We start from the raw sequence: 18,229 nt of genomic DNA, 5'->3' as shown, positions 1-18,229 counted from the left end.
GTCGGTTCGCTTTCCCTGCTGCTGGGGTGTGGCCCTGCCCCCGCCGGGCCGTGAACGGGCGCGCGGCGGGGGCAGGACAGGCGGGTGGTCTCAGTGCCCCCGCGCGCCGCTCGCCCGGCGGCGCAGGAGCAGGACTCCGCCCACGGCAGCCGCGGCCAGCACCGCCGCGCCCGCCGTGACCTGGGCGGTGTCGGGGCCCACGCTGCCCCCGACACCGGTCTGGACGTGGCCGCTGGGACGCCGGTGCTTGACCGTCAGGTCTCCCCGGGCGGTCTTGCCGTTGTCGCAGGCCACGCTGATGCCGTAGGTGCCCGGCTTGGCGTGTTCCGGCACGGTGAACTGACCGACCACGACCTCCTTGTGCGTGCTCGGGCTCAGATGGAACTCACCCGCGCCCAGCGAGTTCGCGTCGCCGACACCGCGGCCGTGCTTGCCGCAGGCGAGGGTGTTGACGGTGACGGTGGTGCCGGGGGAGGCCTCGGCCGGGTAGATCTCCAGCGCCTCGGAGTTCCCGGCGTACGCCGAGGGGGCGGCGAGGGCTCCGATCGCGGCGACCGTCAGCGCGGTACCGGTGAACAGGCGGACAGTGGTGCGCATGGGGGCCTCCGGGGCGCGCGAGCGGTCGAGCGGATCGGCCTCCCGGGAGGGACTTCCCGGAACGGCCTTCTGTGACCGAGATAAGAGCCGTCGCGCGCCCGGCGCCTGCTGATGAGGCATCAGGATTGGGCCGTCCGATACGGCGTGTCGCCTGGGTTCCGGATGTTTACGCAGGTCAGAGCGGGTTTCATGGCGTCAGGTGACTCCCCGTGCCGAACGGGTGATCAGGCGCCCTACAGCTCGTCCCACTCCACCGCTTCGTACGCCGAGCGCACCCGTTCCATGAGTTCCTCGTCCATCGCGAAGGTGACCTCGTCGATCGATGTCACGGGCGCGATGGTCCGTGAGTTGGTCACCAGGGCGGCCCGGTAGCCGGACAGGTCGGCCAGGGTCACCGGGCGCCGGACCGAGGCGAGGCGGGCCGTCAGGAGGGTCATGGTGATCCCCTCCAGGCAGGGCGCGGACGGCCAGACCAGGGAGGCCCCGTCCCAGAAGGCGATGTTGGTGATCGCGCCCTCGGCGATCTCACCGTACGGGGAGGTCAGCAGGGCCTCGTCGTAGCCGGCCCGCCGGGCCGCCTCGCGGTGGTAGCTCTGGCCGAAGCCGCCCAGGTGCTTGATGTGGGGCGCGGGGCGCCAGTACTCGACGCTCGTCAGGCGCTGCGGGGCGCCGGGGCCTTCGGGGGCCGGCGGGGCGACGGTCACCGCGAGGCGGGCGCCCTCGTACCCGTACACCCGCACCGAGGCGTCCCGGACCCCGGCCGTCTCCAGGGCTCCGGCGACGAGGCCGCGGACCCGCTTCCCGTCCAGTTCCCCGCCGAAGAGCTCGTGGGTGGAGCGGTCGAGGCGGGCCAGGTGCAGGCCGAGGCCCCGCACGCGCCCGTCCCGTACCTGCATCGCCGTGAAGTGGCCGAAGCCGCTCATCAGGGCGGCGAGGAGCGCCGGGTCGGCCGCGGGGACGCCGTCGATCTCGATGTGGTGGGGCGGGGTGGTCATGCCCTCACCGTACGTGCCGCGAAAGGGCATTGAGGAGCGGACGCGGAGCACCGCTTGATCTCAACCAAACTTGAGGTATCAGGATCGTCGACATGGACACCACGAACTCCGCCCAGACCCTGCCCCTGCCCCTGCACCTCGTCCTCGTCGTCGCGAGCGACCGCGAAGGCCGCTTCGCCCCCGTCATCACCGACTGGTTCCGCTCCCGCCTCGCCGAGCGCGAGGACTTCACCGTCTCCGTCGTCGACCTCGCCGAACTCGACCTCCCCACCTCCCTCTCCCACGCCCCCTCCCCGGCCGTCCGCGCCGAACTCGCCAAGGTCTCCCCGGTCCTCGCCGCCGCCGACGCCTACGTCGTCATCACCCCCGAGTACAACCACTCCTTCCCCGCCTCCCTCAAGAACCTGATCGACCGGCACTACACCGAATGGCAGGCCAAGCCCGTCGGCTTCGTCTCCTACGGCGGGATCTCCGGCGGTCTGCGGGCCGTCGAACAGCTCCGCCAGATCTACGCCGAACTGCACGCCGTCACCGTCCGCGAGACCGTCTCCTTCCACCACGCCCACGGACAGTTCGACGACGAGGGCCGGCACAAGGACCCCGCCCCCGCCGACGGCGCCGCCAAGGTGCTCCTCGACCAGCTCGGCTGGTGGGGCAGGGCCCTCAAGGACGCCAAGACGGTCCGCCCCTACGGCGCGTGAGGAACCGTCATCATGCTGCTGCGACTCCTCGCCCCCCGCCTCAGGCCCTACCGGGCCCTCCTCGTCCTCCTCGTCGCCCTCCAGCTCGTCCAGTCCCTGGCCTCCCTGGCCCTGCCCACTCTCAACGCCGGCGTCATCGACGAGGGCGTCCTGCGGGGCGACACCGGCCGGGTCCTCCGCGGCGGCGCCGTGATGATCGCCGTCACCCTCCTCCAGGGCGTGGTCGCGGCCGCCGCCACCTACACCGGCGCGAGGATCGCCATGGGCGTCGCCCGTGACCTGCGCTCCGAGGTGTTCCGCCGCGTCCAGGACTTCTCCGCCCGGGAGCGGGGCCGGTTCGGCGCCGCCTCCCTCATCACCCGTACGACCAACGACGTCCAGCAGATCCAGACGTTCACCGTCCTCGTCCTGACCATGCTGGTCGCCGCGCCGCTCCTCTGCGTCGGCGGAATCGCCATGGCCCTGCGCCAGGACGTGCCGCTCGCCCTGGTCCTGCTGCTCTTCGTGCCCGTGATGACCGGCGCCGTCGGCCTGATCGTGCTGCGGATGCGGCCGCTGTTCCGGGGCATGCAGGAGCAGGTCGACGGCGCCAACCGGGTGCTCCGCGAGCAGATCACCGGCGTCCGGGTGGTCCGTGCCTTCGTCCGCGACCGGCACGAGCGGGAACGGTTCGGCGCCGCCAACGACGAGCTGCTGTCGGTCGGCCTCCGGGCCGGCCGGCTCCAGGCCCTGATGTACCCGACGGTGCTCATCGTCTGGGAGCTCACCACCGTCGCCCTGGTGTACGTCGGCGCCCACCGGATCGACTCCGGCACCCTCCAGCCGGGCGGCCTCGTCGCCTTCCTCGGCTACCTGCTCCAGACCGCCATGTCCGTGATGATGGTCCTCTTCCTGGCCATGCACATGCCCCGGGCCGAGGCGGGCGCCGAGCGTGTCCGCGAAGTCCTCGACACCCGCTCCTCGGTCGTCCCGCCGGCCGATCCGGTGCGGACGCTGGACCGGCGCGGGCACCTGGAGGTCAGGGGCGCTGACTTCCGGTACCCGGGTGCGGAGGAGTCGGTCCTGAAGGACGTCGCTCTGGTGGCCCGGCCCGGTGAGACGACCGCGATCATCGGCTCGACGGGCAGCGGGAAGTCGACCCTGCTCGGGCTCGTGCCCCGGCTCTTCGACGCGACCGGCGGAGAGGTCCTCGTCGACGGGGTGGACGTGCGCAGGCTCGACCCCGGACTGATGGCCAGGACCGTGGGACTCGTCCCGCAGAAGCCCTACCTCTTCTCCGGGACCGTCGCCACCAACCTCCGCTACGGCAAACCCGACGCGACCGACGAGGAACTCTGGCACGCCCTTGAAGTCGCCCAGGCCGCCGACTTCGTACGCGACCTGGAGAAGGGGCTCGACGCCCCCATCGAGCAGGGCGGCACCAACGTCTCCGGCGGCCAGCGGCAGCGTCTCGCCATCGCCCGGGTCCTCGTCGCCCGCCCCCGTCTCTACCTCTTCGACGACTCCTTCTCCGCGCTCGACCCCCGCACGGAAGCCCGGCTCCGCGAGGCCCTCCGGGAGGAGACGGCCGACTCGACCGTCGTGATCGTCGCCCAGCGGGTCTCCACCATCCGGCACGCCGACCGGATCGTCGTCCTCGACCGGGGCCGGAACGTCGGCACCGGCACCCACACCTCGCTGATGCGGGACAACGCCACCTACCGGGAGATCGTCCTCTCCCAGCTCACCGAGGAGGAAGCGGCATGAGTACCGCCACGGCGAGCCGCCCCGGCGGCACCGGAAGCACCGGCACCACGGAGGGACCGCCCACCGCCCCCGCCCGCACCGAAGGAGCCCCCAAGGAGCGCGGTCCCGGCCTCCCCGCCGCCGCCGTCCTCGAACGCTCCCTCTCCTTCCGCACCTCCGGACTCCGCCTCCTGCGCACCCTCGCCCCCGACAAGCCCCTCCTCCTCGCCGTCCTCGCCGCCGGTGTCACCGCCGTCTCCCTCTCCGTCCTCGGCCCGCTCCTCCTCGGCCGCGCCACCGACCTCGTCGTCACCGGCGCCACCGGCCCCGCCGGAGTCGACTTCGCGGCCGTCGGCCGGATCCTCGCCCTCTCCGCCGCGGTCGTCGCCGGCTCGGCCCTCTTCACCTGGATCCAGCTCCGCATCGCCACCACCGTCGTCCAGCGGGCCGGACACCGGCTCCGCGAGCGGGCCCAGCACAAGCTGGCGAAGCTGCCCCTCACCTATCTCGACCGGCAGTCACGCGGCGAGGTCCTCTCCCGCACCACCAACGACATCGACAACATCGTCCAGACCCTCCAGCAGGCCCTCAGCCAGATGATCAGGGCCGTGCTGACCCTGCTGGGCGTCCTCGCGATGATGTTCTGGATCTCGCCGCTGCTCGCCCTCGTCGCCCTCGTCACCGTGCCCGTCTCGGTCACCGTCGCCGCCTTCGTCGGGCGGCGCGCCCAGCCCCAGTTCGTGAAGCAGTGGGCGGTCACCGGCAGGCTCGGCAGCCATGTCGAGGAGATGATCACCGGTCACACCGAGGTCGTCGCCTTCGGCCGCCGCGACGAGGCCGTCCGCCGCTTCGACGAGCTGGGCGAGCAGCTGTACCGGTCGAGCTTCCGCGCCCAGTTCGTGTCCGGGTTCATCCAGCCCGCGCTGACCGTCGTCGGCAATCTGAACTACGTCGCCATCGCCGTCGTCGGCGGACTGCGGGTGGCGAGCGGCACGCTGTCCGTAGGCGACGTGCAGGCCTTCATCCAGTACTCGTACGAGTTCAACGGCCCGATCACCCAGGTCGCCGCGATGGCCAACCTCCTCCAGTCCGGAGTGGCCTCCGCCGAGCGGGTCTTCGACCTCCTCGACGCCGAGGAGGAGTCCCCGGACCCGGCCGAGCCGCAGCGGCCCGCCGAGCTCCGCGGCAAGGTCTCCTTCGAGAAGGTCGCCTTCCGCTACGAGGACGGCAAGCCCCTCATCGAGGACCTGTCCCTCACCGTCGAACCCGGCCGTACCGTCGCCATCGTCGGCCCCACGGGGGCCGGCAAGACCACCCTGGTCAACCTGCTCCTGCGCTTCCACGAGGTCACCGGCGGCCGGATCACCCTCGACGGCGTCGACACGGCGACGATGACCCGGGAGGAACTGCGCTCCCACACGGGCATGGTCCTCCAGGACACCTGGCTCTTCGGCGGCACCATCGCCGACAACATCGCCTACGGGGTGCCCGGCGAGGTCTCCAGGGAGCAGATCGTGGCGGCGGCCCGGGCCGCGCACGCCGACCGGTTCGTCCGCACCCTGCCCGCCGGGTACGACACCGTCCTCGACGAGGACGGCGGAGGCCTCAGCGCCGGCGAGAAGCAGCTGATCACGCTGGCCCGCGCCTTCCTCTCCGACCCGGTGATCCTCGTCCTCGACGAGGCCACCAGCTCCGTCGACACCCGCACCGAACTCCTCGTGCAGCAGGCCATGGCCTCCCTGCGCGCCGGGCGGACCAGCTTCGTCGTCGCCCACCGGCTCTCCACGATCCGGGACGCCGACACGATCCTGGTGATGGAGAGCGGCTCGATCGCCGAACAGGGCACCCACGAGGAACTGCTCGCCGCCGGAGGGGCGTACGCCCGGCTGCACGCCGCCCAGTTCGCCCGTACGGTGGAGGCGTGATCGTCACCGTCCTCACCACCACCGACGCGCGCGCCAAGGCCGAGGCCCTGGCGCGCGGCGCCGTCGAGAGCCGGCTCGCCGCCTGTGCGCAGATCTCGGGGCCCGTCACCTCCGTCTACCACTGGCGGGGCGCGATCGAGTCCGCGGAGGAGTGGCAGGTGGTCCTCAAGACCACCGAGGCCCGCTATCCGGCCCTGGAGGCGCACCTCCTCGCCGCCCACGACTACGAGACGCCCGAGGTCGTCGCCACCCGGGTGACCCGGGTCAGCGAGGACTACGCCCGCTGGGTCGAGCGGGAGACCGCGCCCGCCCCGGCGATCGAGGGCCTCGTGCCGACGCACGACGAGCGGCCGTTCTTCGTGTACGGGACGCTCCGCCCCGGCGGGTACAACCACGACCGGTTCCTCCGCGGCCGGATCGGCGACGAGGCGGACGGCGTGCTGTACGGGGCGGTCCTGCACGACGGCCCCGGCTATCCGTACGTCGTCCCGGCGGAGGGGGGCCAGGTGGCCGGCACCCTGCTCACGCCCGCGCCCGGCGCCTACGGCGAACTGTTCGGGCTGCTCGACCGCCTTGAGCTGCCAGTCGGGTACGAGCGGGTGGCGATGGACGTCGTACGGCTACGGGACGGGGCGCGGGTGTCCGCCTGGGTGTTCCTCGCGGCGCCGGACGCGCCCCTCGGCCCGGTCATCGAGGGCGGCGACTGGTTCAGCCGGCCGTAGTCTCCTCCGGAGCGAGCCGTTCGAGGCGTACCGCGCACACCTTGAACTCGGGCATCCGGGAGACCGGGTCGAGCGCCGGGTTCACCAGGGTGTTCGCCCGGCCCTCGCCGTACCAGTGGAACGGCATGAAGACCGTGTCCGGCCGGATCGCCGTGGTGATCCGGGCCGGGGCGACGGCCCGGCCGCGCCGCGACACCACCGCGACCCGCTCGCCCTCGGCCACCCCGAGCCGCTCGGCGACCCGGGGGTGGAGCTCCACGAAGGGGCCGGGCGCCGCCGCGTTCAGCTCGTCGACCCGCCGGGTCTGCGCGCCCGACTGGTACTGGGACACGACCCGGCCGGTGGTGAGGACGACCGGGTACTCGGCGTCCGTCTCCTCGGCCGCCGCCCGGTGCACCACCGGCACGAACCGGGCCCGCCCGTCGGGCGTCGAGAACCGGTCGAGGAACAGCCGGGGCGTCCCCTCGTGCTCGGGCGTGGGGCAGGGCCAGAACACTCCCTGCTCCTCCTCGATCCGCCGGTAGCTGATGCCCGCGTAGTCGGCGGGGCCGCCGGCCGAGGCGCGCCGCAGCTCCTCGAAGACCTCCTCCGGGTCTGCGGAGAAACCCTTCTCCCAGCCGAGGAGCCCGGCCAGCGCGTGCAGCACCTCCAGGTCGCTGCGGACCCCGGCGGGCGGGGTGAGGGCGCGGCGGCGGAGCAGTACCCGGCCTTCCAGGTTGGTCATGGTGCCGGTCTCCTCCGCCCACTGGGTGACGGGCAGCACGACATCGGCGAGCGCGGCGGTCTCGGAGAGGACGACGTCCGCGACGGCGAGGAAGTCGAGGAGGCGCAGCCGCTCCTCGACGTGCGCGGCGCGCGGCGCGGAGACCACCGGGTTGGAGCCCATGAGGAGCAGGGCCTTCACGTCGCCGCCGAGCGCGTCGAGGAGTTCGTACGCGCTCCGCCCGGGGCCGGGCAGCGACTCGGGCGGGACCCCCCACACCCCGGCCACGTGCGCGCGTGCGGCCGGGTCGTCGAGCTTGCGGTAGCCGGGCAGCTGGTCGGCCTTCTGGCCGTGCTCGCGGCCGCCCTGGCCGTTGCCCTGGCCGGTGAGGCAGCCGTAGCCGCTGAGCGGTCGGCCCGCCTTGCCGGTGGCGAGGCAGAGGTTGATCCAGGCGCCGACGGTGTCCGTCCCCTTGGACTGCTGCTCGGGGCCGCGCGCGGTCAGCACCATGCCGGTGGGCGCGTCGGAGAACATCGCGACGGCCTCACGGAGCTGCGGCACGGACACGCCGGTGATCCGCTCGACCTGCTCGGGCCAGTGGGACATGGCCCCGGCGCGCGCGGCCTCCCAGCCGGTGGTGCGCCCGGCGACGAACTCCTCGTCGACCCGGCCCTCGGCGACGACGAGGTGCAGCATGCCGAGGGCGAGCGCGAGGTCGGTGCCGGGGCGCGGAGCGAGGTGCAGATCGGCCTGTTCGGCGGTGCGGGTGCGGCGCGGGTCGATGACGACCAGCTTGCCGCCGTTCTCCCTCAGCTCGGTGAGGTAGCGCAGGGCGGGCGGCATGGTCTCGGCGAGGTTGGAGCCGACGAGGATGACGCACCCGGTCTTCGGGATGTCCTCCAGGGGGAAGGGGAGCCCCCGGTCGAGGCCGAAGGCCCTGCCGTGCGCGGCCGCGGCCGACGACATGCAGAAGCGGCCGTTGTAGTCGATCTGCGAGGTGCCGAGGACGAGCCGGGCGAACTTCCCGAGCGTGTACGCCTTCTCGTTGGTGAGGCCGCCGCCGCCGAAGACCCCCACGGCATCGGGACCGTGGTCGGCGCGGGTCCGGCGCAGCCCGTCGGCGACGGCGGCGAGTGCCTCCTCCCAGGTCGCGGGCGCCAGGGCCCCCGTGTCAGGGCATCGGACCAGGGGCTCGGTGAGCCTGACCCGGGAGGAGAGTACGGAGGGGGCGGTGCGGCCCTTGCCGCACAGGGCGCCCCGGTTGACGGGGAAGTCGGTCCGGTCGACCACCTCGGCGGGCAGCTCCGGGTCGCCGGTGGGGCGGAGCGACATGCCGCACTGCAGGGCGCAGTAGGGGCAGTGGGTGGGTACGGCGGTGACCTCGGACATGCCGCAAGCGTGCGTCAGACGTGTTACGCGGGGCGGCGCCGCGTATTACGGGCGCGGTGCTCTCCGCTCAGCTCACGGCGGCGGGGGAGGTGAGGCGTGCGCCGGGTCACGGCCGGTCGTGGGGGGAGGCGAGCGCCTCGGTGACGCCCTTCTCCGTCGGCCCGAGGAACTGCGGATCCGGCCGCAGGGCGGCGTCGAGGGAGGCCTTGCCCGCGGCGAACAGCTCTCGGGTGGTGCCGTAGTACCAGGTGCCGTCGTGGGGTTCGGGGACCCCGACGCCGTACGCGTCGACGCCCGCGCGGCCGCACAGCGCGACGGCCCGCTTGATGTGGAAGTCCTGGGTGACGAGCACGGCCCGGTCGACCCCGAAGACCTTCCGGGCCCGGACGCAGGAGTCCCAGGTGTCGAAGCCCGCGTAGTCGCTGACGATGCGCCCGTCCGGCACCCCGCGCGCGGTCAGGTAGGCGCGCATGGCGCTGGGTTCGTCGTACGCGGTCCTGCTGTTGTCCCCGGTGACGAGGAGGACCCGGACCTTGCCCGTCCGGTACAGCTCGGCGGCCGTGTCGAGCCGGTGCGCGAGGTACGGGGTGGGGCGCCCGTTCCACAGGCCGGCGCCGAAGACGACGGCGACGTCCCGGGCGGGCACGTCGGCGGTGGTACGGAGCTTCCCGGCGGCGGCGGTGTGCATCCAGGTGGAGGGGAGGAGGGCGAGGACGGCGCCCGCCACCACGGCCTGGACGGTACGGCGGCGGGCCCGGGTGGTGCGGGGAATCAGCCGGGTGAGCCGTGCCGGCATGCGGGAACCTCCGTGGGCGTGGGCGGGTGTCGGTCTGTCACCCCGTCCGACGCGCATCGGCGGGGTTCGGTTCGCCGGCGCCCCGGTCTGTTCCGTACAACACACCGGCCAGGACCATCCCGAGCAGCATGCCGAGCAGCTGGGCGGCGGCGAACGCGGGCACCGAGGAGGGGGCGATCCCGGTGAAGGAGTCGGAGAACGCCCGGCCGACGGTGGCGGCCGGGTTGGCGAAGGAGCCGGAGGAGGTGAACCAGATCGCCGCGCCGATGTACCCGGCGACCGCGACGGGGGCGAGTCCGGGCCGGCCGATGTGGCGCAGCCCCTGCACGACGAGGACGAGCCCGGCGGTCGCGACGGCCTCGCCGAGCAGCAGGTGCAGTGCCGAGCGCGACTCGGTGGCCCAGGCGCCGGGCGTCCGCCCGAACATCGCCTCGGCGAGCAGGGCCCCCGCGACGGCTCCGGCGAGCTGGGCGCCGATGTAGGCGAGGGCCTCACGGCCTCCGCGCTCGTGGCGCGGCCGCCGGGACCACCACTCCGACAGGGTCACGACGGGGTTGAAGTGGGCCCCGGAGAGCGGCCCGATGAGGGCGATGAGCAGCCCGAGACCGAGGGCGGAGGCGGCGGCGTTGGCGATCAGCCGGACGCCGATGTCCTGGCTCAGGGAGTCGGCACGGATGCCGGAGCCGACGATCACGGCGACGAGGGCGCAGGTGCCGATGAACTCGGCGGCGGCGCGCCGGGGGAGCGCGGGCGGGGACATTCTCATAACGGAAAAGATATTCCGTGATTCGGAAGGAAAAAAGAGGGGAGGAGAGGGGCGTGGCCCCCGTACGATCCGCGCATGATCACCGATGCAGTCCTCGCGGACGCGGTCCGCAACAACGCCGAGTGGTGCCAGGCCATGTGCGCCGCCCACGGACTCACCGGCACTTTCGCCCCCCGCGCCTGGACCAGCGCCGACCGGACCCCGCTCTACTACCCGGACGCGGTGACGCTCAGGGAGGACGCGGACGCGAAGGACGTCCTCGCCGGCATCGACCGCACCGCCCCCGGCGCCTCGGTGAAGGACAGCTTCGCCCGCCTCGACCTGGCCGCCGAGGGCTTCCGCCTCCTCTTCGAGGCCCGCTGGATCCACCGGGCGGCGGGACTTCCGCGCCCCCCGGCCGCGCCCGGCTGGCGCCCCGTCCGCACCCCGGAGGAACTCGCCGCCTGGGCCCTCGCCTGGAGCGGTGACGACGCCGAGGACGCGGCGCTGTTCCGCCCCGAGCTCCTCGCCGACCCGGCGACGACGATCGTCGCCGGGTACGCCGACGACGGCCGGATCCTCGGAGGCGCGGTCCTCACCGCGAGCGCCCGTGTCACCGGCCTCTCCAACCTCTTCGCCACGGGGGACACCGACCCGTCCTACACCTGGGCGGGCGCCCTCGCCGCCGCCCCCGAGGACCGCCCGGTCGTCGGCTACGAGTCCGGCGGCGACCTGCCCCCCGCCCTCGCCGCCGGCTTCGAGGACCTCGCCCCACTGCGGATCTGGCTGAGCACCTGACCCACCCCCACGCGGCCCCCCGCGAGGGCACGTGCCCCGCGCCCGCCGTGCGGGCACCCACCCGCGCCCGCCCCACCTCCGTGTGGGCATCCGCCCCGGGCCCGCCCACCCTCCCCGTGTGGGCATTCGTCCCGCTGGGGCGGGACGGGTGGGCACACGGGACGGCGCCCCATGCGGGCGCCTGCGCCCCTTGTGCCTGGACCCGCACCCACTTGTGCGGTGCACCCGGGGTGCGGGGCCGGGCGGCATGAACTGTGCGGCGCGCACCGGGTTCGGGCGCGGAAGCCCGGGCCCGGCGGGAGGCGCCGTCCCGGCGGGGCGGGCCCGGGCGCTGTGAGGTCACGGCAAAGACCCGTCACCCGCCCGAAACGGCCAGGCAACGCGCCCCCGGCAGGATCGGTCCATGACGGAGCCGGACAGCACGTTCGACAGCGCCGCCGAGCTGCTCGGCAGGATCACCGAGCAGCTCGGGACCCAGCTCGGCCACGTGCGTCCGTACGGCCGTCGGCCACGGAAGCACGACGAGGAGGCCCGCCCGCCCATGAACGTCACCACCCTCGTCGCACCGCCCCCCGCCCCCACCCTCGTCGCCGTCGGCCACGGCAGCCGCGACCCCCGCGCACGGGCGACCCTGAGCCGTCTCCTCGACCGGGTCCGCGAGCTGCGCCCCGGGCTCGACGTACGGCTCGCGCACATCGAGCTGAACGCCCCGCTCCTCGACACCGTCCTCGCCGAGCTCGCCGCCGAGAACCGGGACGCCGTGCTCGTACCCCTGCTCTTCGCCCCCGGGTACCACGTCACCCACGACCTGCCCGCCGCCGTCGCCGCCGTGCCCGCCCTCCGGGCCCGGGTCGCCGAACCGCTCGGCGCGCACCCGCTCCTCGTCGAGGCCCTCGCCGACCGGCTCGCGCAGGCGGGCTGGGCCCCCGAGGACGGGGCCGCCCCCGGTACCGGCGTCGTCCTCGCCTCCGCCGGATCCCGCGACCCCCGCTCCGGCGCCGAGATCCGCCGTATCGCCGCGCTCCTCGGCGAGCGCCTCGGGGGCGCCCCCGTCGTCCCCGCCTACGCCTCCGCCGCCGCGCCCACCGTCGCCGAGGCCGTCCGCGCCCTCGCCGCCCGGGGACGCCACCGGGTCGCCGTCGCCTCCTGCTTCACCGCCCCCGGTCTCTTCGCCACCCGCGCCACCGCCGACGCCCCCTGGATAGCCGCCGCCCCGCTCGGCGCCCGCCCCGCCCTCGCCCGTCTCGTCCTCCACCGCTACGACCGGGCCCTCACCACCACGGCCACCCCCAGGCGGGAACTCGCCGCCGTCTGAGCCCTTCTGTCGGTCCCTCCGGTTACCTTCGAGAGATGGAAGGCATCGAAGGCACCGACGGCATCAGCGACCTCACCGACACCCCCGGCTACGACTCCGCCGCGACCGACCGCTGGGCCGCCGAGCCCGACAAGCGCCCCGGACGCACCGCCTTCCAGCGCGACCGCGCCCGCGTGCTGCACTCCGCCGCGCTCCGCAGGCTCGCCGGCAAGACCCAGGTCGTCACCCCCGGCACCCGCGGCCACGCCTGGGACGCCAGCCCCCGCACCCGGCTCACCCACTCCCTGGAGTGCGCCCAGGTCGGCCGTGAGCTCGGCGCCGCCCTCGGCTGCGACCCCGACCTCGTCGAGGCCGCCTGCCTCTCCCACGACATGGGCCACCCGCCCTTCGGGCACAACGGCGAGCAGGCGCTCAACGACGTGGCCAAGGACTGCGGCGGCTTCGAGGGGAACGCCCAGTCGCTCCGCCTCCTCACCCGCATCGAGCCCAAGCGCTTCGTGAAGGACGCCGACGGGGAGCTCGTCAGCGTCGGACTCAACCTCACCCGGGCCACCCTCGACGCCGCCACCAAGTACCCGTGGCCGCGCGGCGGCCACCCCGAGGACCCCGGCTCGCCCAAGTTCGGCGTGTACGAGGACGACGTACCCGTCTTCGCGTGGATCCGGCAGGGCGCCCCCGCCGACCGCAAGTGCTTCGAGGCCCAGGTCATGGACTGGTCCGACGACGTGGCCTACTCCGTGCACGACTTCGAGGACGGCCTGCACGCCGGGCACATCGACCCCAACCTCCTGCTCGCCGAGCCCGAGCGCGCCGACATCTTCTCCGTCGCCGTCGGCCGCTACGTACCCGAGGACACCGACCCGCGGGAGCTCGCCGAGGCCCTCGACCGGCTCGTCGACCAGGAGTGGTGGCCGCACGGCTACGACGGCTCGGCCGTCGCCCAGGCCCGCCTCAAGGACGCCACGAGCCAGCTCATCGGCCGCTTCTGCCTCGCCGCCGAGGGGGCGACCCGGCAGGCGTACGGTTCGGGCCGTCTCACGCGCTACGGCGCCGAGCTCGTCGTCCCCCGCGAGGCCCGCAACGAGTGCGCGGTCCTCAAGGCCGTCGCCGACCGGTACGTGATGCAGCGCCCCCAGCAGGAGGCCCTCCGCGCCGACCAGCGTGTCGTCGTCGCCGAACTCGCCGAGGCCCTCGTCGCCCGCGCCCCCGACGGACTCGAACCGCAGTTCCGGTCCCTGTTCGACGCCGCGCGCGACGACCGGGCCCGCAAGCGCGTCATCGTCGACCAGATCGCCTCCCTCACCGACGCCTCCGCCCGCGCGCTCCACGCCCGCCTCCGCCACCCCCGTTCCTCGTAACGGCCCTCTTCCCCCGCCACCCTCCGTGCGGGACGCTCGCATGCACGCCCCGGGGCGGTACGGCCGGACGAACGCCCGGGGGCGTAGGTTGGAATCGGTCGCAACGAGGAGGAAACGACGTGGTCGACGCGGATCAGACCTTTGTCATCGTCGGAGGGGGCCTGGCCGGCGCCAAGGCGGCGGAGACCCTCCGCTCCGAGGGGTTCAACGGCCGGGTGATCCTCATCGGCGACGAGCGCGACCACCCCTACGAGCGCCCACCCCTCTCCAAGGGCTACCTCACGGGCGCCAAGGAACGTGACAGCGCCTTCGTCCACGAGGCCGCCTGGTACGCGGCGAACGACATCGAGCTGCACCTCGGGCAGCCCGTCATCGCCGTCGACCGCGAGGCCCGCACCGTCCGCCTCGGCGACGGCACCGTCATCCGCTACGACAAGCTGCTCCTCGCCACCGGCTCCGAGCCGCGCCGCCTCGACGTCCCCGGCACCGAGCTCGCCGGTGTCCACCACCTGCGCCGGCTCGCCCACGCCGACCGGCTCCGCCAGGTCCTCGCCGGCCTCGGCCGGGACAACGGTCACCTGGTCATCGCGGGCGCCGGCTGGATCGGCCTCGAAGTCGCCGCCGCCGCCCGCGGCTACGGAGCCGAGGTCACCGTCGTCGAATCCGACCCCACCCCGCTCCACCGGGTCCTCGGCCCCGAGCTCGGCCAGCTCTTCGCCGACCTCCACACCGACCACGGCGTCCGCTTCCACTTCGGCGCCCGGCTCACCGAGATCGTCGGCCAGGACGGCATGGTCCTCGCCGTCCGCACCGACGACGGCGAGGAGCACCCGGCGCACGCCGTGCTCGCCGCGATCGGCGCCGCCCCCCGCACCGCCCTCGCCGAGAACTCCGGGCTCGCCCTCGTCGACCGCGCCGACGGCGGCGGCATCGCCGTCGACGAGTCCCTTCGCACCTCCGACCCGGAGATCTACGCCGCAGGGGACGTGGCCGCCGCCCACCACCCGCTCCTCCACACCCGGCTCCGCGTCGAGCACTGGGCCAACGCCCTCCACGGCGGCCCGGCCGCCGCCCGCGGCATGCTCGGGCAGCACGTCTCGTACGACCGCGTCCCCTACTTCTTCACCGACCAGTACGACCTGGGCATGGAGTACTCCGGCTGGGCGCCCCCCGGCTCGTACGACCAGGTCGTGGTCCGCGGGGACACCGGCAAGCGCGAGTTCATCGCCTTCTGGCTCAAGGAGGGCCGGATCCTCGCCGGCATGAACGTGAATGTGTGGGACGTCACAGACCCGATCCAGAAGCTGATCCGCGCCCGCAAAGCCGTGGACACGGACGCCCTCGCCGACCCCTCCGTACCCCTGGAGAGCCTGATCTGATCACCTCCGCCCCCACGTAGACTTCACACGTGGCAGGCAGGATCAACGATGACGACGTGAAGGCGGTCCGGGACGCGGTCCCGATCGACGCCGTCGTGTCCGAGTACCTCCAGCTCCGCAACGCGGGCGGCGGCAACCTCAAGGGCCTCTGCCCCTTCCACGACGAGAAGTCGCCCTCCTTCCAGGTCAGCCCCAGCAAGGGACTCTTCCACTGCTTCGGCTGCCAGGAAGGCGGCGACACCATCGCCTTCGTGATGAAGATCGACCACCTCTCCTTCTCGGAGACGGTCGAGCGCCTCGCCGCCAAGGCGGGCATCACCCTGCGGTACGAGGAAGGCGGCTACAACCCCGGCCACCAGCGCGGCGAACGCATCCGCCTGGTCGAGGCGCACAAGGTCGCCGCCCAGTTCTACATCGACCAACTCGACTCGCCCGAGGCCGAGATCGGCCGGAAGTTCCTCGCCGAGCGCGGCTTCGACCAGGCCGCCGCCGGCCACTTCGGCGTCGGCTACTCCCCGGCCGGCTGGGACCACCTCACCCGCTTCCTGCGCGGCAAGGGCTTCTCCGACAAGGAACTGATCCTCTCCGGCCTCTCCCAGGACGGCCGCCGCGGCCCCATCGACCGCTTCCGCGGCCGCCTCATGTGGCCGATCAAGGACGTCGGCGGCGAGATCGTCGGCTTCGGCGCGCGCAAGCTCCGCGACGACGACAACGGGCCCAAGTACCTCAACACCCCCGAGACCCCGATCTACAAGAAGTCCCAGGTGCTCTACGGCATCGACCTGGCCAAGAAGGACATCGCCAAGGTCAGCCGGGCCGTCGTCGTCGAGGGCTACACCGACGTCATGGCCTGCCACCTCGCCGGCGTCACCACCGCCATCGCCACCTGCGGCACCGCCTTCGGCGGCGACCACATCAAGATCCTCCGCCGGCTCCTCATGGACAACGGCTCGGCCCGGGTCATCTTCACCTTCGACGGCGACGCCGCCGGCCAGAAGGCCGCCCTGCGCGCCTTCGAGGACGACCAGAAGTTCGCCGCCGAGACGTACATCGCCATCGCCCCCGACGGCATGGACCCCTGCGACCTGCGGCTCGCCAAGGGTGACGAGGCCGTCGCCGACCTCGTCCAGCCCCGCACCCCGCTCTTCGAGTTCGCCCTCCGCCAGATCGTCAAGCGGTACGACCTGGAGACCCCGGCCGGCCGGGCCGCCGCCCTCGACGAGGCCGCCCCCGTCGTCGCCCGGATCAAGAACATCGGCGCGCAGCACGAGGTCGCCGTCCAGCTCGCCGGCATGCTCGGCATCCTCGACACCCAGTTCGTCGTCAAGCGGGTCGCCCAGCTCGCCCGCTGGGCCCGTGACCGCGGCGGCAAGGGCCCCGCGCAGCAGACCCCCCAGCGCGGCTACGACACCCAGCCGGCGCCCGCCGGACCCGCCGGGCCCTCGGGCCCCGCGCTCAACCTCCGCAGCCCCGCCCACCGCACCGAGCGCGAACTCCTCAAGCTCGCCCTCCAGCGGCCCGAACTCGTCTCCCCGGCCTTCGACGCCTACGGCGCCGACGAGTTCACCGCCCCTCCGTACGCGGCCGTCCGCCAGTGCGTCCAGGACGCGGGCGGCGCCACCGGCGCCCCCTCCGACTACCTCGCCGCCGTCCGCGAGGCCGCACCCAACGACACCGTCCGCGCCCTCGTCACCGAACTCGCCGTCGAGACGATCTTCGCCAAGACCGTCGACGAGGCCTACGCCGGCGACCAGCTCGTCACCGTCCGCCTCCGCGCCGTCGACCGCCGCATCCGCGAGGTCCAGGGCACCCTGGCCCGGCTCGGCGCGAACGGCGATCCGGAGCAGCTCGCGGCCGTCCAGAACGAACTGTGGGTCCTCACCCAGTACGGGCAGTCCCTGAGGAACAACGGCGCCGCCGCCCTCTGACGTACGGTCCGTCACCCCCCGGTCTCAAAAAGTCACCGCACGCCCCTCGTGGCGGCGATGTGTCGTACCCCACACTGGTTGACGGTGCCGTTCCGCCCCGCCTGGAGGTCGCCCGTCGTGCAGACCGAGACCCGGACCGTGTCGCAGGAGCCGTCCCCCGACGAACCGGACGGGCCGCCGGACGTTCCGCGCCGCCGCCCCGACCCCGGCGGCAACGGCCCCTCCTCCGACCTGTTCCGCCAGTACCTCCGCGAGATCGGCCGCATCCCGCTGCTCACCGCCGAGGAGGAGGTCGAACTGGCCCGCCGCGTCGAGGCCGGCCTCTTCGCCGAGGAGAAACTCGCCACCACGCCCGACCTGGACTCCCGGCTCGCGCACGACCTGGACCGGCTCGTCGTCCTCGGCCGCATCGCCAAACGCAGGCTGATCGAGGCCAACCTCCGCCTCGTCGTCTCCGTCGCCAAACGGTACGTGGGCCGCGGCCTGACCATGCTCGACCTCGTCCAGGAGGGGAACCTCGGCCTCATCCGGGCCGTCGAGAAGTTCGACTACGCGCGCGGCTACAAGTTCTCCACGTACGCCACCTGGTGGATCCGCCAGGCGATGTCCCGGGCCCTCGCCGACCAGGCCCGGACCATCCGCGTCCCCGTGCACGTCGTCGAACTCATCAACCGGGTCATCCGCGTCCAGCGCCGCATGCTCCAGGAGCGCGGCTACGAACCCACCGCCGAAGAGGTCGCCGCCCAGCTGGACGTGGCCCCCGAGCGGGTCGGCGAGGTCCTCCGCCTCGCCCAGGAACCGGTCTCGCTGCACGCCCCCGTCGGAGAGGAGGACGACGTCGCCCTCGGCGACCTCATCGAGGACGGCGACGCCGCCTCACCCGTCGAGTCCGCCGCCTTCCTGCTGCTCCGCCGCCACCTGGAGGACGTCCTCTCCACCCTCGGCGAACGCGAACGGAAGGTCGTCCAGCTGCGCTACGGCCTCGACGACGGCAGGCCCCGCACGCTGGAGGAGATAGGACGCCTCTTCGGCGTGACCCGCGAACGCATCCGCCAGATCGAGTCCAAGACCCTCGGCAAACTCCGCGACCACGCCTACGCGGACCAGCTGCGGGGCTATCTGGACTAGGGAGTGTCTTGAACCCCACCTCGCG

15 protein-coding genes are annotated in these 18,229 nt (G+C 73.5%); 10 read left to right on the top strand and 5 right to left on the bottom strand.

Annotation, left to right across the window (positions count from 1 at the left end; translation table 11 throughout):
* Positions 1–90: 90 nt before the first annotated feature.
* Together ACFVYX_RS00605 and ACFVYX_RS00600 are read right to left on the bottom strand one after the other, a co-directional pair.
* The gene (locus ACFVYX_RS00605) at positions 91–597 is read right to left on the bottom strand and encodes a hypothetical protein (RefSeq protein WP_389679076.1); all 507 of its coding nucleotides are present in this window, start codon (positions 595–597) and stop codon (positions 91–93) included.
* A gap of 233 nt (positions 598–830) precedes the next feature.
* Positions 831–1,592, bottom strand: a complete 762-nt coding sequence (locus tag ACFVYX_RS00600; protein WP_389679075.1) for an aminotransferase class IV — start codon at positions 1,590–1,592, stop codon at positions 831–833.
* A gap of 92 nt (positions 1,593–1,684) precedes the next feature.
* On the opposite strand from ACFVYX_RS00600, the gene ACFVYX_RS00595 reads away from it, so the two are divergent.
* Genes ACFVYX_RS00595 through cutA form a run of 4 tightly spaced genes read left to right on the top strand, consistent with a single transcriptional unit; the run spans position 1,685 to position 6,665 of the window.
* Positions 1,685–2,293 carry an NADPH-dependent FMN reductase gene (locus tag ACFVYX_RS00595; protein WP_389679074.1) on the top strand — a complete coding sequence of 203 codons (609 nt, stop codon included), beginning with the start codon at positions 1,685–1,687 and terminating at the stop codon, positions 2,291–2,293.
* 12 nt (positions 2,294–2,305) lie between these two features.
* Positions 2,306–4,039, top strand: coding sequence for an ABC transporter ATP-binding protein (locus ACFVYX_RS00590; protein ID WP_389679073.1), 1,734 nt, complete (start codon positions 2,306–2,308; stop codon positions 4,037–4,039).
* Positions 4,036–5,943 carry an ABC transporter ATP-binding protein gene (locus ACFVYX_RS00585; protein ID WP_389679072.1) on the top strand — a complete coding sequence of 636 codons (1,908 nt, stop codon included), beginning with the start codon at positions 4,036–4,038 and terminating at the stop codon, positions 5,941–5,943. The genes ACFVYX_RS00590 and ACFVYX_RS00585 overlap by 4 nt, the downstream gene beginning before the upstream one ends.
* The gene (gene cutA / locus ACFVYX_RS00580; protein WP_389679071.1) at positions 5,940–6,665 is read left to right on the top strand and encodes a divalent cation tolerance protein CutA; all 726 of its coding nucleotides are present in this window, start codon (positions 5,940–5,942) and stop codon (positions 6,663–6,665) included. The genes ACFVYX_RS00585 and cutA overlap by 4 nt, the downstream gene beginning before the upstream one ends.
* Here cutA and ACFVYX_RS00575 read toward each other — a convergent pair.
* The 3 genes from ACFVYX_RS00575 to ACFVYX_RS00565 form a co-directional block, all read right to left on the bottom strand.
* Positions 6,652–8,757, bottom strand: coding sequence for a molybdopterin oxidoreductase family protein (locus ACFVYX_RS00575; RefSeq protein WP_389679070.1), 2,106 nt, complete (start codon positions 8,755–8,757; stop codon positions 6,652–6,654). The two genes, cutA and ACFVYX_RS00575, sit on opposite strands and share 14 nt — an antisense overlap.
* Positions 8,758–8,863: 106 nt before the next feature.
* Complete coding sequence (locus ACFVYX_RS00570; RefSeq protein WP_389679069.1) at positions 8,864–9,553, bottom strand: vancomycin high temperature exclusion protein; 690 nt, start codon at positions 9,551–9,553, stop codon at positions 8,864–8,866.
* A 37-nt stretch (positions 9,554–9,590) separates the two neighbouring features.
* Entirely contained in the window at positions 9,591–10,319 is a 729-nt protein-coding gene (locus tag ACFVYX_RS00565; RefSeq protein WP_389679068.1) for an aquaporin, read from the bottom strand.
* Between the two features lie 75 nt (positions 10,320–10,394).
* On the opposite strand from ACFVYX_RS00565, the gene ACFVYX_RS00560 reads away from it, so the two are divergent.
* The 6 genes from ACFVYX_RS00560 to ACFVYX_RS00535 all read left to right on the top strand — a co-directional run bounded on the left by ACFVYX_RS00560 (position 10,395) and on the right by ACFVYX_RS00535 (position 18,204).
* Positions 10,395–11,096, top strand: a complete 702-nt coding sequence (locus tag ACFVYX_RS00560; RefSeq protein WP_389679067.1) for a hypothetical protein — start codon at positions 10,395–10,397, stop codon at positions 11,094–11,096.
* A gap of 403 nt (positions 11,097–11,499) precedes the next feature.
* Positions 11,500–12,411, top strand: coding sequence for a sirohydrochlorin chelatase (locus ACFVYX_RS00555; protein WP_389679066.1), 912 nt, complete (start codon positions 11,500–11,502; stop codon positions 12,409–12,411).
* A 35-nt stretch (positions 12,412–12,446) separates the two neighbouring features.
* Positions 12,447–13,769, top strand: a complete 1,323-nt coding sequence (locus tag ACFVYX_RS00550) for a deoxyguanosinetriphosphate triphosphohydrolase (RefSeq protein ID WP_389679065.1) — start codon at positions 12,447–12,449, stop codon at positions 13,767–13,769.
* A gap of 119 nt (positions 13,770–13,888) precedes the next feature.
* Positions 13,889–15,148 (top strand): NAD(P)/FAD-dependent oxidoreductase, encoded by a 1,260-nt coding sequence (locus ACFVYX_RS00545; protein WP_389679064.1) that lies wholly within the window; start codon positions 13,889–13,891, stop codon positions 15,146–15,148.
* 29 nt (positions 15,149–15,177) lie between these two features.
* Positions 15,178–17,076 (top strand): DNA primase, encoded by a 1,899-nt coding sequence (gene dnaG, locus ACFVYX_RS00540; protein WP_389679063.1) that lies wholly within the window; start codon positions 15,178–15,180, stop codon positions 17,074–17,076.
* A 57-nt stretch (positions 17,077–17,133) separates the two neighbouring features.
* Positions 17,134–18,204, top strand: coding sequence for an RNA polymerase sigma factor (locus ACFVYX_RS00535; RefSeq protein ID WP_389679062.1), 1,071 nt, complete (start codon positions 17,134–17,136; stop codon positions 18,202–18,204).
* Positions 18,205–18,229: the final 25 nt, after the last annotated feature.

Source organism: Streptomyces sp. NPDC058326, assembly GCF_042879855.1.
In the GTDB taxonomy this organism is placed as follows: domain Bacteria; phylum Actinomycetota; class Actinomycetes; order Streptomycetales; family Streptomycetaceae; genus Streptomyces.
Note: the sequence above shows the minus strand (reverse complement) of the source record. Positions and strands in the feature narration are given on the sequence as shown.